Origin of the sequence: Pedobacter alluvionis, from assembly GCF_003664035.1 — a bacterium.
GTDB lineage: Bacteria > Bacteroidota > Bacteroidia > Sphingobacteriales > Sphingobacteriaceae > Pedobacter > Pedobacter alluvionis.
The window spans coordinates 418,183-434,568 of sequence record NZ_RCCK01000013.1 but is presented as its reverse complement, the minus strand read 5'-3'; the positions used below and the strand labels follow the sequence as shown (position 1 = coordinate 434,568).

At 37.5% G+C, this 16,386-nt stretch carries 12 protein-coding genes; 3 read left to right on the top strand and 9 right to left on the bottom strand.

Annotated elements, in window-relative coordinates; translation table 11 throughout:
- Positions 1–3 precede the first annotated feature (3 nt).
- The gene (locus BCL90_RS18645) at positions 4–426 is read right to left on the bottom strand and encodes a cobalamin B12-binding domain-containing protein (protein WP_244094977.1); all 423 of its coding nucleotides are present in this window, start codon (positions 424–426) and stop codon (positions 4–6) included.
- Positions 427–539: 113 nt separating this feature from the next.
- Between BCL90_RS18645 and BCL90_RS18640 the strand changes: the two genes are divergently transcribed.
- A complete protein-coding gene (locus tag BCL90_RS18640; RefSeq protein ID WP_121285707.1) occupies positions 540–2,195 on the top strand; it encodes a glutamine--tRNA ligase/YqeY domain fusion protein in 1,656 nt (551 codons plus the stop codon).
- Between the two features lie 310 nt (positions 2,196–2,505).
- On the opposite strand, the gene BCL90_RS18635 is transcribed toward BCL90_RS18640, so the two are convergent.
- Positions 2,506–3,342, bottom strand: coding sequence for an N-acetylmuramoyl-L-alanine amidase (locus BCL90_RS18635; protein ID WP_121285706.1), 837 nt, complete (start codon positions 3,340–3,342; stop codon positions 2,506–2,508).
- Between the two features lie 113 nt (positions 3,343–3,455).
- Here BCL90_RS18635 and BCL90_RS18630 point away from each other — a divergent pair, with 113 nt between their 5' ends.
- The gene (locus BCL90_RS18630; protein WP_121285704.1) at positions 3,456–5,135 is read left to right on the top strand and encodes a dipeptidyl-peptidase 3 family protein; all 1,680 of its coding nucleotides are present in this window, start codon (positions 3,456–3,458) and stop codon (positions 5,133–5,135) included.
- A gap of 137 nt (positions 5,136–5,272) precedes the next feature.
- On the opposite strand, the gene BCL90_RS18625 is transcribed toward BCL90_RS18630, so the two are convergent.
- Together BCL90_RS18625 and BCL90_RS18620 are read right to left on the bottom strand one after the other, a co-directional pair.
- On the bottom strand, positions 5,273–6,019 hold the full coding sequence (locus tag BCL90_RS18625) for a LytR/AlgR family response regulator transcription factor (RefSeq protein ID WP_121285702.1): 747 nt from the start codon (positions 6,017–6,019) through the stop codon (positions 5,273–5,275).
- Positions 6,020–6,026: 7 nt separating this feature from the next.
- Complete coding sequence (locus BCL90_RS18620; protein ID WP_121286221.1) at positions 6,027–7,646, bottom strand: sensor histidine kinase; 1,620 nt, start codon at positions 7,644–7,646, stop codon at positions 6,027–6,029.
- A gap of 316 nt (positions 7,647–7,962) precedes the next feature.
- Here BCL90_RS18620 and BCL90_RS18615 point away from each other — a divergent pair, with 316 nt between their 5' ends.
- Entirely contained in the window at positions 7,963–10,404 is a 2,442-nt protein-coding gene (locus BCL90_RS18615; RefSeq protein ID WP_121285700.1) for a TonB-dependent receptor, read from the top strand.
- A gap of 140 nt (positions 10,405–10,544) precedes the next feature.
- On the opposite strand, the gene BCL90_RS18610 is transcribed toward BCL90_RS18615, so the two are convergent.
- From BCL90_RS18610 to BCL90_RS18590, 5 genes are all read right to left on the bottom strand, one after another.
- Positions 10,545–11,039: a GNAT family N-acetyltransferase gene (locus BCL90_RS18610; protein ID WP_121285698.1), complete on the bottom strand. Its 495-nt coding sequence runs from the start codon at positions 11,037–11,039 to the stop codon at positions 10,545–10,547.
- A complete protein-coding gene (locus BCL90_RS18605) occupies positions 11,036–11,596 on the bottom strand; it encodes a thiamine pyrophosphokinase (RefSeq protein WP_121285696.1) in 561 nt (186 codons plus the stop codon). Before BCL90_RS18605 ends, BCL90_RS18610 begins: the two co-directional genes overlap by 4 nt.
- Positions 11,597–11,659: 63 nt before the next feature.
- On the bottom strand, positions 11,660–12,952 hold the full coding sequence (locus tag BCL90_RS18600) for a hypothetical protein (RefSeq protein WP_121285694.1): 1,293 nt from the start codon (positions 12,950–12,952) through the stop codon (positions 11,660–11,662).
- A 59-nt stretch (positions 12,953–13,011) separates the two neighbouring features.
- Positions 13,012–13,656: a thiamine phosphate synthase gene (locus BCL90_RS18595; RefSeq protein ID WP_121285692.1), complete on the bottom strand. Its 645-nt coding sequence runs from the start codon at positions 13,654–13,656 to the stop codon at positions 13,012–13,014.
- A gap of 247 nt (positions 13,657–13,903) precedes the next feature.
- Entirely contained in the window at positions 13,904–16,348 is a 2,445-nt protein-coding gene (locus BCL90_RS18590) for a TonB-dependent receptor (RefSeq protein WP_317126839.1), read from the bottom strand.
- Positions 16,349–16,386 lie beyond the last annotated feature (38 nt).

Genomic DNA, 16,386 nt, shown 5'->3' with positions numbered 1-16,386 from the left:
AGCTTAAAAATTTCTGTTTTCTGTAACCCAATTCTGAATATATTCTACAATACTGGCCATCGTTGTACCTGGAGGAAATAGCTCTCCAACCCCCATGCCTGCCAGTTTTAACCGATCTGCTTCAGGGATAATCCCGCCGCCGGTTAATAACACATCATCTAACTGTTTTTCTTTCATAAAATGAATAATCTTTGGAAAAACCGTCATGTGTGCTCCCGATAGGATAGAAATCCCGATGGCATCAACATCCTCCTGAAGCGCTGTATTCACCACCATTTCCGGCGTTTGGCGCAGGCCGGTATAAATTACTTCCATGCCGGCATCTCTTAAGGAAGTTGCGATTACTTTAGCCCCTCTGTCATGGCCATCTAATCCAACTTTAGCTACTAAAACGCGGATAGGCCGATTTAATACTTTGCTCATCATTCATATTAAGTTGATGTAAATGTATCAATTTTGGCTCTCAAATTAATCATTAACTAAAACAAGTAGAATTGGACTAATCTTTTTACATTTGCATTCCTAATTTACAGGTTTTTATGAGTGAAGAAAAGTCATTGAACTTTATTGAAGAAATTGTTGAGAACGACTTAAATAGTGGTAAGTATGAAACATTGGTTACGCGTTTCCCGCCTGAACCTAATGGTTATTTACACATCGGCCACGCGAAAGCAATATGCTTAAATTTCGGACTAACACAAAAATACGGCGGCTATACCAATCTGCGTTTTGACGATACCAATCCGGTTACGGAAAAAACAGAATATGTAAACAGTCAGCAGGAAGATATCAGGTGGTTGGGTTTTAACTGGAAAAATGAATTATATGCCTCAGATTATTTTGATGACTTATATGGTTTTGCCGTTAAGCTGATCGAAAAAGGTTTGGCTTATGTTGATGAGAGCGCTGCAGATGAAATTGCAGCCTTAAAAGGTACGCCAACTGAACCAGGACAAGATAGTCCATATCGTAACCGTAGCATTGAAGAAAATTTAGACCTTTTTACGAAAATGAAAAATGGCGAATTTCCTGATGGTGCTTATATTTTGCGGGCTAAAATCGATATGGCGAGTCCAAATATGTTAATGCGCGATCCGATTATCTATCGTATCAAACATGCCGAACACCACCGTACAGGCAACAAATGGTGCATTTACCCAATGTACGATTTTGCCCACGGACAAAGTGATAGTATCGAAAACATCACGCACTCTATTTGTACACTGGAATATGTTTCACACCGTGAACTGTACGATTGGTTTATCGAACAATTAGAGATTTTCCCTTCAAAACAGTATGAATTTGCCCGTTTAAATCTTACCAGTACGGTAATGAGTAAACGCAAGCTTCTTCAACTGGTTAACGAAAACTTAGTAAATGGATGGGACGATCCGCGCATGCCTACCATTAGCGGTTTGCGAAGAAGAGGCTTTACTCCAAAAAGCATTCGTGAGTTTTGCGAACGTATTGGCATTGCCAAACGCGAAAACTTAATTGAGCTAAGTTTATTGGAATTTTGTATCCGCGAAGATTTAAACAAAACGGCTAACCGCGTAATGGCGGTTTTAGATCCGATTAAATTGGTGATTACGAATTACGAAAAAGGAACAGAAGATTTAATCGGCGAAAACAATCCGGAGGCTGAAGATGGTGGTGGCACACGTGTAATCCCTTTCAGCAACGAACTTTGGATAGAACGCGAAGATTTTATGGAAGTGCCGGCAAAAAAATGGTTCCGCCTGGCTCCTGGCGCAATGGTACGCTTAAAATTCGCCTATATTGTTAAATGCGAAGATTTTGTGAAAGATGAAAACGGAAACGTTACTGAAATCCGTTGTACTTATATTCCGGAATCCAAAAGCGGAAACGATACCAGCGGCGTAAATGTTAAAGGAACCATCCATTGGGTAAGTGCTCCACATGCCAAAACTGCCGAAATCCGTTTGTACGATCGTTTATTTACTTCAGAAACACCAGATGCTGAAGAAGGAGATTTTAAAGATTATTTAAACCCTGAAAGTTTAACGGTATTGCCCAATGTTTATATCGAGCCAGCATTAGCTGATGCAGATTTGGATGGCCGTTACCAGTTTATCCGTAAAGGTTATTTCTGTTTAGATAAAGATTCTACGGCCAATAAATTGGTTTTCAATAGAACAGTAACCCTTAAAGATACATTTAAGAAGCCAAACTAGTTTTTGCTTTTTTGGCCACAGATAAACACGGATGAACACAGATTTATCCGTGTTTTTTGTGTGCTAGAATTTGGCTGCAAATGCATGCCCGAGAAGAATGTGGTGTAGCAAATATTAGCCTTGTTTGCGCCATAAACTTCGGACTTATTCCACTTTTAAAGATCCTGAACGAACTACCTTTGACAAATCTCTTAAGAAAGAGTCGTCATTGCCTATCACTGCAAAAAAACTCCTCTGTCTCTATATGATTTTTATAAAAATTACCCCCCAGGATGACGGCACGAGTGTAGTCTACGTTTAAAGCCCCCACCTAATACTTCGTATACACATTATAAAGTACCAAAATATCTACTGGTGTTAAGGTCGGCGTAATATCACTCTGGATAAAATGGATTTTGAAAGCGGTAATTGCGGCAGCAAGATTGCTCGTATCATAACCAATATATTTTAGGGCCATTTCGGTATTAAAATCTGCCGGTGGGTTTTTCAGCACATCATCATACCAATAACCAAAACCTTTATCGGCCAGTTTTTTCCATGGGAAGTTTTTTGGATCATTTTTACGTTTAGGTGCAATATCAGCATGGCCGATAAAATTTGCAGTAGGGATCCCGTATGTTTTCTTTAAAGTTGCCAACAACTTTAACAAGCTATTGATCTGAGCATCGGGCCAGGGATCTGTTAAGCCATTATTATCCAGTTCAATACCAATTGATGAAGAATTCAGGTCGGTATCTTTTCCCCATTTACTCACGCCAGCATGGTTTGCACGTAAATAATCATTCACCATATGCACTACTTTACCATCACGACTAATTACGTAATGTGCGCTGGTACCTGCTTTAGTGGAAAAAAAAGTTTTAACAGTTTGTGCCAAACTATCCTGAGCGGTATGGTGAATCACTACAAAATTTGGCTTACGTATCCCAAAATTTACAGAACCAATCCATTCCTGATTTGATGCTTCTAAAGAATCGTAAAGTTGACCAACAGGCGGCGTAGTGTTTATTATTTTCGAAAAATCTTTCGCCTTTTCCTTATAGATTTTTTCAGTTGCAGCGTATTTGCTGCTTCCGCAGGCAGATAAAATGAGTACCAGAGAAAAAGCGGAAATAGATAATGATTTTGATGACTTGGAAAATAACATGGCTTGAACGGTTAGCTAATCGAAGTTACAAAGTTATGTTAAACTTCCCCCAATACATCAAACTTTATACAAAGCTTTCAAAATTTACTAATTTAGCAGCCATATACTTTAATATGAAGAATTTATACAAATCAACACTGTTTTTATCAGCAGTAGCTATTTCAGTTGGCGCCTTATCGTCTTGCACTGGTAATAATAAATCTAATAATGAAAAGGCTGTGGTGATACAAAAAGATAGTCTTACCAACTATGTTGCACAACGGTTACCCATTTACGAAAGGGTTAAATTAACTACTAATATTAACGATTTAAGTGTTAACGACCGTAAAATTTTGCCTTTGTTAATTCAGGCAGCAGAAATTATGGATCAGCTATATTGGAAACAAGCCTATCCACAAAGAGATAGCTTGCTGGCCACTATTAAAGATGAAAAAACACGCGATTTTGTCAATATCAATTATGGACCATGGGATAGATTAAATAACGATAAACCTTTTGTGGTAGGTGTTGGCCCCAAACCGGAAGGGGCATTCTTTTATCCATACGGAATTACAAAAGAAGCCATAGAAAAATCGGACCTTGCGGATAAGTTCGGCGCATATTCTGTCATTCAAAAAGACAGCACCGGCAAATTATCAACGGTACCCTATCATGTATTATATGCTGCAGAATTACAAAAAGCAAGTTCTTTGTTAAAACAGGCCGCTCTGATTGCTGAGGATACCGGCTTAAAAAAATATTTAAACTTAAGGGCCGATGCTTTGGTAACAGATAATTTTACCGCAAGTGATTATGCCTGGTTAGACATGAAAACCAACGGTCTGGATATCATTATCGGCCCGATTGAAAATTACGAAGATAAACTCTTTAATGCCCGTACCAGTTACGAAGCTTATGTTTTAATCAAAGATAAAGAGTGGAGCAAACGTTTGGCGAAGTATGTAAAAATGCTCCCGGAATTACAGAAAAACCTGCCTGTAGCAGCAAAATATAAAACCGAAACACCTGGAACTGACTCGGAGCTAAATGCTTATGATGTGGTTTATTATGCAGGCGATTGTAACGCCGGATCGAAAACCATTGCCGTTAATCTTCCAAACGACGAAAAAATTCAACAGGAAAAAGGCACGCGCCGTTCGCAGCTAAAAAATGCAATGCAAGCGAAATTCGATAAAATCCTGGTACCGATTTCAAAAGAATTAATAGAAGCAGACCAGCAACAATACATTAAGTTTGATGCTTTTTTTGCGAACGTAATGTTTCACGAAGTAGCACATGGTTTAGGAATTAAAAAAACCATTACCGGAAAAGGTTTTGTAAGGGCAGCATTAAAAGAACAATATAGCTGGCTGGAAGAAGGCAAAGCCGATATTTTAGGTTTATATATGGTAACTGGCTTACTTAAAAAAGGCGAGTTAACAGGTGATATAAAAGATTATTATACCACATTTATGGCCGGTATTCTACGTTCAGTTCGCTTTGGTGTTTCTGAAGCACATGGAAAAGCGAACATGCAGTGCTTTAATTATTTTCAGGAAAAAGGAGCTTTTGAGCGTACGGCTAAAGGTACTTACAAAGTAAACTTCGAAAAATTTGCTACGGCTATGAATGATTTAAGTGCATTTATTCTTACGCTTCAAGGTAATGGCGACAAAGCTGCGGTAGAAAAAGCACAAAAAGAAAAAGCGGTTATCCATACAGAACTTCAAACAGATTTGGAACGTTTGACTAAAAAGAATATTCCTGTTGATGTTGTTTTCGAACAAGGTGTTGATGTACTTGGGGTAAAATAAAAGATTTCCTTAACGAGGAATAAAGGCCATAGATATGCAAGCATAAGCTTGTTTATCTGTGGCTTTTTTAGTTTATAAATTAGGTTTACTGTTTAAACCCGTTAATAATGAAAAGCTAAATAAAGGCTTTTATATTACTAGAGCTGTTGCAAGGCTTGTTTTACAGTGCCCTTGTTGGGCTTAGAAACGGGTATCTTTTCTCCAGAGGTTAAGAGTAAAATACCACCATCTTCTTTTAACCAGCTTTTTACATATTTTGGATTTATTAAATGGCTTTGGTGAGTTCTTAAAAATCCGTTAGGCCGCAGTAAATCTGCATATTCTTTAAGTGATTTAGAAACCAATATTTTTTCATTACTTGAAAGGAAGAAACGGGTATAAGTATTGTCTGCCTCGCAACGTATAATTTCTGATAAAGCAACATACCTTATTTCGCTTTGCATCTGTAGGGCAATCTTGCTAACATTTGTTTCAGGCTTTTTTAATTGTTGCAGCAAAAAATCAAGCTGTAGATTTTGTATTTGTGTTGCCAGTTTATGTTCGGCTTTATTTACAGCGTTTATCAGTTCTTCAATATCAATGGGTTTTAAAAGATAATCTAAGGCGGCAAATTTTACTGCTTGTATCCCATATTGATCGTAAGCGGTAACAAAAATAACTTCGAAATTACGTGCAGGAAGCAGCTTTAGTACATCAAAACCTGTTTGCTCGCCCATTTGAATATCCAGAAATACTAAATCAGGTGAATATTTTTCAATAATATTAACCGCATCATCGATATTCTGTGTTGTTGCCATTATAGTTACCTGCGGACAGTGCTTTTCTAACAAAGTCCGCAAGTTTTGTAAGTTGGAAATTTCGTCATCTATTAAAATTGCCTTCATTGTAATATTATAGCCAATCGGTTAATGTTAAGCTTATTTTACTGCCGCTTGTGCTTGGTTGTATAGCTAAAGTAAAGCGATTTTCCTTATAAATACTATTTAAGAGTGCTATTCTACTGTTACTTAATTGAAGACCTAAACCATTGTTCTTTTTTTCTGTGTCAAATCCATTTCCATTATCGATAACAGTTAATACCAAATCATTTGCTTGCTTGGTAAATGTGATTACAATTATTCCGTCGGTAGCTTTTTTCGATATGCCGTGCTTCACCGCATTTTCTACAAAAGGTTGTAGCAACATGCTGGGTATTTCTACGTTATCCAAATCTAAGTTTTCGGAACAGTTAATTTCGTACTTAAAGCCAAACCGCAATTGCTCCATTTGCAGGTAATCGTCTAGTAAAGTTTTTTCCTGTGATAAACTAATCAGTTCTTTATCATCAAGTACGTTACGGGTTAAGCGGGCAAACTTAGACAGGTATTTATTGGCATTGTCTATTTCATTCTTATTCATCAAGTTTTGAATGCCAGAGAGTGCGTTAAACAGAAAATGAGGGTTTAATTGCGCACGGATGGAGTTAAGTTGAAGCTTTGCCGTGTTTTTTTGCTGTTCTGCAACTGTCAACCTTTTTTTGTTTCTTCTTTTGATCGCGTTAAGTATCAGTAAAAAATTTAAACCAATAACAAATGTTCCCATTAATGCATAACTGTAAAGTTCTTTTTTAGTATAGTTTTCTTCAGCTAAAGTGATAAAAAGCGTATGCCGGGTTACGTATTTTTCGGTTTCTTTTGGTGAAATATCGCAATCAAAGCAACTGGTCCATTTAATTGATGGCTGAATAATAATTTCATACTCGCCCGACTTTTTGAAAATGTTTTTATCAATTTCTATAAAAGGTAGTTGCTCATGATCTTCACTTATGATGCCACCATATCGCCAGGTAGTTGATTCGAAAATGATTTTATTGTTTTTTTTGTCTTTTATTGAGGTATAGTAAAGATAATCAATATCCGATTTGTCTTTAACAATGTTTAGCTGCAGATCTTTTTCTGTGAAAGTAAAGTTTGTGCTCCCTTTTGGGTCTTTTACCCAGCTGGTGCTATAGATCTGATCGCTTTTGCTCAGCATTGAAAAAGATAGGATTTTTGCGCTTGGAATAGGCTTTCCGTAAAAAACAGCCTTATCGATATCTTGCGGTTTGTCTATGCTATAAATAAGTGTTGTAATGATTTTGCCTTTTACAGGAAAAATACCAAGTGTTGCCGAACTGAATATTTCTTCATCCCCTCCTGCATGGGTATCTTTCAGCTGTGTCATGTTAATCGGCTTATTGAGCGCAATGGGTTTGTTATCTGCCAAAATGGTGTACCGATAGTGCTGTATATTAATGTTCTTTCTAAAATTAATCGAGATACTTACATTGTTTACATCAGGTAAGTAATTAAAGGATGTGCGGGGTTGATTGGGAAATCCAATGGCATAAAAAACGTTTCTAGCCCCACTATCTACATGCATGAGCAATTTTCCTCCTGCAGCGTATATGCTATTAAAGTTGATACCTTTTTGTGCATTTACGGTAGATACCGCAACAATGAGGCTGAGAAATATAAAGATGATCTTTTTCATAACGTTAAGTTTAATTTTCATCAAACTTGTAGCAATAATAGCAAAACTAAAACCATAAAACAGGAAAGGCAGTGTTTGAAATAGTAGATGTATTGTTTTGTGCAGTATTTGAATATTCGCAATGGAGAATAACCCGACTCAGGACTTTTTCACTTTCCCTGTAACCTTTTTAAAAAACGGTCGTCTTATCTGTAACTAAACAATTGGAACCTTTCGTTTCCGGCTAAACTTTAAATAAGCAAGCAATTAAACTGAAGCGCATGCAGATGCGGTATAGGAATTTTTTGCCCATTTTTTAAAGAATAAATACCTAAACATGAAAACACTATACAAAATAGCATTTACTCTTACGCTTCTTTTTATTGTTACAATAGGTTTTGCGCAAACAAATCCTAAACCGAACATCAGTGGAGTAATTTTAGATGAGACCAAAAAACCTGCAGATTACGTTACTGTCGTACTCTTTAAAGCATCTGATTCCAGCGTGGTTAAAACAGCATTTACCGATCCAAGCGGGATATTTACTTTTAATGTTTCGGTCAAGGGGAGTTATTATTATAAGGCCAGTAACATGGGCTATAAAACGCTTAAAAGTAAAACCATTTTTTTAACAGAGGATAATCAAAAAGTAGATTTCGGAACGGCACAGCTTGTTGCAAGCACTCAAAACTTAAAAGAAGTGAATGTAGCGGTAACCAAGCCATTAATCGAAAGGAAAATGGATAAGATCGTGATGAACGTTTCCAATAGTGCGGTTATGACAGGTTCTACTGCACTGGAAGTTTTACAAAAAGCACCAGGCGTATCGGTAGATCAAAACGATAAGATTTCGATGATGGGAAAACAGGGGGTATTAATTCAATTGGATGGCAAACAAACTTACATGAGTAGTGCCGATGTGGCCAACCTGTTACGGAATATGCAGAGTTCTGACATAGAAAGCATTGAGTTAATTACTAATCCATCTTCCAAATACGATGCCTCAGGAAACTCAGGAATTATAAACATCAAAACAAAGAAAAATAAAAATGGCGGAACAAACGGCAGCATAAACGGATCATTGGGATATGGCAAAAACCTGAGGGGAAATGCAGGTTTAAACCTGAACCACCGTACACAGAAACTTAATCTTTTTGGCAACTACAACTATGGTAAGTTTGAGCGAGATAACCTGATCGCTATTGACCGGATTTCGAACGGCACGCCCGATATTTACTTTATGCAGGTAGGTGAGAGCAAAAGAAAACAATATAACAATAACCTTAAAGCAGGATTAGATTATTTTATCGATAAGAAAAATACCATTGGACTATTGGTAAATGGTTATTTTAACCATGGCACCGAAGCATCCGCAAACAATACTTTAATTGGTACATCTTTTCAAAAGGCAGATTCCAGCCTGATAACCAAATCATTGCAGACAAACAAATACAATAATGTTTCTTATAACTTAAATTATAAATCTGTTCTGGATACCGCGGGCTCAGAAATCTCGGCAGATGTAGATTATTCCAAATACAAAGGAAACGATGGTTCTGATTATGAAAACGATTATCGGTTTCAAAACGGAAACAGCATCCGCCCGATCATATATACAAGGAACAACACCCCTTCGATTATTGATATCAAAGCATTTAAAATCGATTATAATGTTTCGCTAAACAAAACGGTTAAACTTGAAGCCGGGGTTAAAAGCAGCTGGGTTAAAACCGATAATGACTTACAGGCAGAAGTATTAGTAAGTAATGCCTGGCAGAACGATGTAAAACGAAGTAATCAATTTGTTTATGATGAAAATGTAAATGCGGCCTATACCAATATCAACAAACAGTTTAAAAATACCAGCGTGCAGATTGGTCTAAGGGTTGAGCAAACCAATTCGAAAGGAAATTTGATTACTACAAATACAGTTGTAGAACGAAATTACTGGGATTTCTTTCCAACGTTATTTGTTCAGCAAACGCTTTCTAAAAACAATCAGTTAGGCTTTTCTTATAGCAGAAGAATAGACCGCCCGAGTTATGATGCCTTAAATCCCTTTATTTATTACTTAGACGAATTTACCTATAACAAAGGGAATCCGTTTTTAAACCCACAGTATACACATAATTTTGAGCTCAGTTATACCCTGTTGCAAAAATATATGCTCTCAATAGGCTATAGCAAGATTAACGATGTAATTGCTGAGGTAATTTTACCAGATGCGGCAAATAAATCGTTATATCAAACCAATGCAAATATTGCCACAAATATTAGCTACAACGCTAATTTGAACGTACCTGTACAGCTTACAAAATGGTGGCAGACCAATAATAACTTAAATGTTTTTTACCTGAGTTTTGAAGCACCTGATCTGGCCGGGAGCGCTTTAAAAACCGGTAAAACTTCTTTTCAATTTAAATCTCAGCAAACCTTTACTATTATGGATGGTTTTACAGCAGAAATAAATGGTAGCTACGAATCGCCGCTTGATTATGGAACGCTAAGTTTAAAAGCCCGTTACTATATTGATGCAGGTTTGAGCAAATCAATGTTCAACAAAAAGGCAAGTTTGAAGCTGGCCTTATCAGATGTATTTAATATGTCTGAAAACAATTTATCAAGTGCCTATCCGGGTTTAACTTACTCCGTACATCAGAAAAATGAAACTCAAATTGGCAAAATCAGCTTTACTTATCGCTTTGGTAAGAATGAAATCAAACCGGCCCGTCGCCGCTCAACAGGTACCGAAGCAGAGCAGGGAAGGATGAAGAATTAGTGAGATAATTAATGCGATGATCGTCATTCCCAAAAATCGATCGTCTTTTCGACTGGAGCGCAGCGAAATGGAGAAATCTATTTAGATAGATTTCTCGGCTGCGTTGCACTACGCTCGAAATGACGATAATTCGAGAAGAGTTAAAACTTATACTCCATAACATAATCGTCCATAAAGTAGCCCTCACCTATATCAAGTTTTACCGATTCTTTAATGGTGAAACCTCCTTTCAGATAAAAGTCTTTGGCTTTATTATACTTGTTCACATTCAATTGCAGGGCGCTTCCTCCTGCATCTTTTACCTGGTTAAAAACCTCATTAATTAAGATTTTCCCAACGCCCTTACCATGTGCAGATGGCAGCACATAAAGCTTGTGCAGTTTGTAAATACGTGCATCATGCCCAATAATAGAATATCCTGCAAACCCGAACTGATTTTCGCCTTCCTCAGCAATGAGGAAAATATGCCCTTCCATAAATTGTTTCAATAGCTCGCCTTTGTTATACATTTTATCCAACATATAATCAATCTGCGCCTGCCCGATAATATCAAGGTAGGTTGATGGCCAGGTTGCCGCAGCAATGTCCATGATGATTTCTATATCATCTTCTTTTGCTTTTCTAAGGGTAATCATATAGGTTCGCTAATAAAAATTGGTTGTCCTGAAAAGGTAAATTCTACAAAGCCATCTTTAACTACAGTAAAAATTTCTTCTTCATTCTGCGCGAGGTTGGTTACTTCCATATATCGGTTACCATGAATCAGAAACTCACTTCCCGCAGGTTTCCAAACAGAGAATCCCGATTTTATAGGATAGTGCTTTGCTCTTTCGGTAAATACCACCAGATTAATTTTGTCTTCAAATCCTGCAAATTTCTCAAGATCGAATTTTTTCGTAATTACATTTACCGCAGGGTATTTCTCTTCGTACAGATAATTAACGGCTACCATTAAAGCATCAACAGGTCCTTGAACAACTTTGGTATCTTCCTGCGCTTCCTGCCCGTTCCCGTTTACCAGCACATCTACCTTTAAACCTAAAGAAAAAATCTTATCGTAATTTTCTCCGTTAACCAAAAGGGTAGGGCTCCATTCGAGCAGTTGCCCTAAAAGCTCTTCGTTAAAATTCCCAAGCTCATCGATGTATAAAGCTGGCTCTTGTTTTTCTTTTACAATATGGTGTGAAGACATACTGCGAATATAGAAATTTCGCTTTAAGTACAGTATAGGAAGAATCAGCCGGACGTAAAATGATTAACGATTGTATGGATATTCACTCACCCAATGGAAACCCCTGTTAATGAGCTTAAAGTCTTTAAGGTCTTTTCGCTTAAAACTTACCGATATGGAATCTTTCTCTGTCAGGCCCGAAAGCATCAGTCTGTCTTTTCCAACAATATTATAGTTTAAAACATATTTAGTGGAGTCTTTATCAGTTGATTTAAGTACCAATTCTTTTTTCTTCTGATCAAAAACAGTAGTAAAATTAGCAGAGCTATCGTTCATCTTCTTTATCCTTGCATAACCTGAATAATTAATAATCATCTGTCTCCATCGCGTACTATCAGTAGTTAAAGGCGCTAAGGTTTCACCTTTAACTTTCATGCTTTCAACATTATAAATGCCATACATAAATGGTTTGGGAGCTGCACTACCATAAGTTTTTCTCTGTTCAATTAATGATGATATCAGGAATACCAGAGAAGCAGTAATGTATAGGTATTTTGCACCATAAGCCGTAAAGTAAAGCCATCTCTTTTTAAAAGCTGGGCGATACATTTTTTCGAGCTGCTGGCTTTCATATCTGATAAAGAAGCGATATAGTTTTAAGAAATGAGGGGCCAAAATAAAAACACACATCACCACTAGTGCGGTTGAGAGTAGTTTTACAGGAACGTCGAAAAAATAATTCATCGACATTACATGCGCTGTTGTAGCCAATGATATAAAGGCACCCACAACAACCGTTCTACGGAACAAAAGCATAATGGCAGAAACTTCTATGATGCCCATAAAAATATTGTAGCCTTTAGAAAAACCGAGAAAGGTCCATGCAAGGCCCATTGGCGACGCATTTCCGAAAGGTTGAAGTAACCTCATTAATGAAGGATCAGGAAATTGAAGTTTGATTACTTTTATAGCGCCGTATAATATCAAAGTAAAGGCTAAATAAAATCTTACCAGTACCACAAGCCAGTAGTAAGCTGTATTGTAACTTTTGCGTTTGCGGTCTAAAACCGACCAAATGATGCTACCAATTACCGATACCAAAAATATAAAGAGTAACAATACCCAATCATAAGAGGTATCGCCACTACCATTGGTATAAATTGTAAAATCGTAATTATAGTGGATAATGTGTTTAGAGAACCAGGGGATAAGATCGTGCAATACCAGGTTCGGCAACTGCAATACACTTGATAGGAACGTAAAGGCTCCATTATTATTCAAGATGATGAAAAGAGACAAGAGCAGGAAAAAGAACCTGAAAGAGATTTTTTTATAAATATTCCAGGGCGTATTGTTTTGAAGAGCGTTTTCAGACATATTTTATTCGGTTTTAACCAAAACTAAATATTATCTCACGGGCTTCAAATTATAAAATGTTAATTAACAGCGCTTTCTTTAACAACTGTGTAAAAATCCTGATAAGTTTCAATAAAATCGTCGGCAAAATTAATGGCTCCGGAAACGGCTATGCCATAAATACCGGTTTGCATTAAAGCTTCTACATCGTATGTTTTTATCCCACCTACAGCCAACACCGGAATACTGATGGCCTGAGCTTTCAATTCTTTTACCATTTGTTGATAGCCTTCAATGCCCTGGAGGTTATAATTGTTGGGTTTGGTTTCTGTTATTGCAAATGGACCATAACCAGCATAATCGGCACCTTCTTTTGCAAGCCTGATTAAATTGTCTACAGTATTCGCCGATCCTCCAAGGGTAATATCATTTCCAACCAGTTTGCGCAGTTTGACAAAATCGGCATCCATATCTTCGATATGAAACCCCTGGATATCGGCCTTTCCATTTAAATGAACATGATCGGTAACAATTAAGGTGGTGCCCCAGTCATCACAGATTTCGGCTATCGCATTAATATCCTGTAAGAGTTCTTCGTCACTTTTACTCAGGCAACGGTACTGGATCCATTTTGCACCCGCCTCGCAGGCCTGTTGCACCTGTTCAATGTGGCTTAAATGCGGGATATCGTGCGTGATGTAATGAAGTTTTTCGATGTATTTCATACTGGGTGGACAGGATTTTTAAGATGATTCGATTTTAAGATCAGGAGGGCAATATAAACAAAATCGCCATTGCAAGTATATTCTGCAATGATGATCCTATTTTAGCTCTAACCTTTTTTTCAGTTTCATACTATATGCCGCAAAGACCATCTGAATGGGATCTTGTTTAGTGAGCCAACGATTAATGATTCGAGTTGACAACTTTAATAAGCGATTTGCCTAAAAGTTGTCAACTCTGAATGACAGGTTAAAATTTCACATTCAAACTTAGTAAAAAGTTGGTGCCCGCTTGTGGGTAAAAAAAGTTTTCGGTTATTCTGCTTCCTCCATATTGGTAGCCATAAGTATAACCGTTGCTTTCGTATTTTTTGTCTAATATGTTATTGACTAACAAACCCAGGTTAATATTTTTAACGCCGGCAAATTTAAAATCGTAACCTAAACGTGCATTGCTTACCCAGTAACCATTAATGGTTCTATCGTTGTTCTGCGTGTTATCCAGATATTGTTTGCTCACATATTTACTTTGCAAAGCCACCGCAAAACCGTTAACCGGTTTATAAACAAGCTCTCCGAAAAGGACCGTATTTGGCGAAAACGAAATGTCGGTAAGGTTATAATTATTTACTACCTGTCCACCATTATCATAATCATCATAATACTCGGTAAAGTTTTTGATTTTGTTGCGGCTAAAGGCAGCGTTGGCATTTACAATAAACTGTTTGCTAATGGTATAAGAACCATCAAGCTCTATCCCTAAACGGTAACTCCTATCCACATTCTGACGGAAGTTTCCACCAACATCGTTTATTTTTCCGGTTACCACCAATTGGTTTTTATAGAACATACCATATGCATTGGCACCTATATTAAATTTGTCATCTTTAAAACGGTATCCCAATTCTACATCGTTCAAGCGCTCCGGTTTAGGGGTAATGCCAACTGTTGCATCCGCATAATCATCGCGGTTTGGTTCTTTATTCGCCACACTGAACGAAGCATAAAAGTTGCTCTGTGGATTGATAAAATACGTTGCCCCAAACTTCGGGTTAAAGAAATTTAAGGTTTGGTTAATGGCCAATGTATTTAACTTATTTTCTGTTCCGGCAATATCATAATATACACGGCGGTATTGCAGATCGGCAAATAAACTCAAATCTTCAACAGGGCTATAATTTACTTTGCCATAAACATTAAAATCGGTTTTAAAACCATCATTATCATAATAATGCCTGTCAATGTTTCCGTTTGAAGCATATTGTGCCCAGATTACCTGCCCAAAGTGAGCGCCCTTATATTCGTTGTATGCACCACCCAAAGTAAAGTTTAAATTCTTTTGGGGTACGTAGTTAAAGGCATAAGTAACACCATAGAAATCGTTATCCAACCAACGGCGGCGGATTAGATCTGTTTTGGCGATAGGTGTACCACCAGCAACAGCAACTGGGTTCAAGCCATAATGTTTCAGACTATCCTGTACCCTGTATTCTTCATAATAACCTTCTCCTTTGGTATAATGTAAGGCGCCATTAAAAGAAAACTGATCAGAAATCTGTCTGGCATAAATTAGCTGATAGTGATTCTGTGTATAATTATCCGTTTGGTTGTTATAAAGGAAACTATTATACCTCCTGCCAGAGTTTAAAAGATTTGCCGCATCTTCGGCACCTAATCCATTTCTATCGATATAAGCGTTCATTCCTGCTACATCATTTTCTAAACGTGATTGCGGGATTCCGTTCCACGATTGGTAGGTTTTTTCATTTCCAGAGAAAACATTTACACGCAATAAATCCTTATCTCCATGGTAAGCACCAGATAGAAAATACGATTTTAGTAAAGATGATCCGCGATCTACATAACCATCAGAACTGATTCTTGATAAACGTCCGTCGAAACTAAAACGATTATTAATTAAACCCGTACCAACTTTTACCGTATTTTTCCAGGTATTGAAACTGCCGTAAGTGCTGTTTACTTCTGCATAAGGTTCCGTTTCGCTTGCAGTAGTTTGGATGTTCAAACTTGCGCCAAATGCACCTGCACCATTGGTTGAGGTACCTACGCCACGCTGAATCTGCACATTATCTACTGATGAAGCAAAATCTGGCATATTAACATAAAAAGTTCCCTGGCTTTCGCTATCGTTGATAGGAATGCCGTTAACGGTAACGTTAATCCTGCTGTTATCGCTTCCGCGTATACGGATTCCGGTATAACCCACACCAGCACCGGCGTCCGAATTAACCACCACGCCAGGAGTATTCTGGAGGATAAAAGGCAGATCCTGTCCGAAATTATTCTGCTGGATTTCTTCCTTGCTGATATTTTTATAAGTAGTTGCTGATTTATCTGTGGCACGGGTTGCACGTACAATTACCTCATCAGCCAGGAAATTTTGAGGTAAGAGGCTAAAATCAGCTGTGGTATTCTGATTAAGTTCGACAGTTTTTTCAATTGTTTTATAGCCAATATAACTTACCACAATAGTGTATTTTCCATTACCGAGGTTTGTAATGGCATAATTTCCTGAGGCATCACTCACTATTGCCGTTTTTTGGTTTCTTAATTTAACCGTAGCACCCGGAAGCGGCTGCTGATTTTGGTCTGTTACTCTACCAGTAACCGAAATTTGTGCCGATGCAAGGAATGGCAACATTGCAACAAGGGCTGCAAAAAGTAAATTTTTCAATCTTATTGTTTTTAGTTAAACCCATCGGAAAAAGGGGC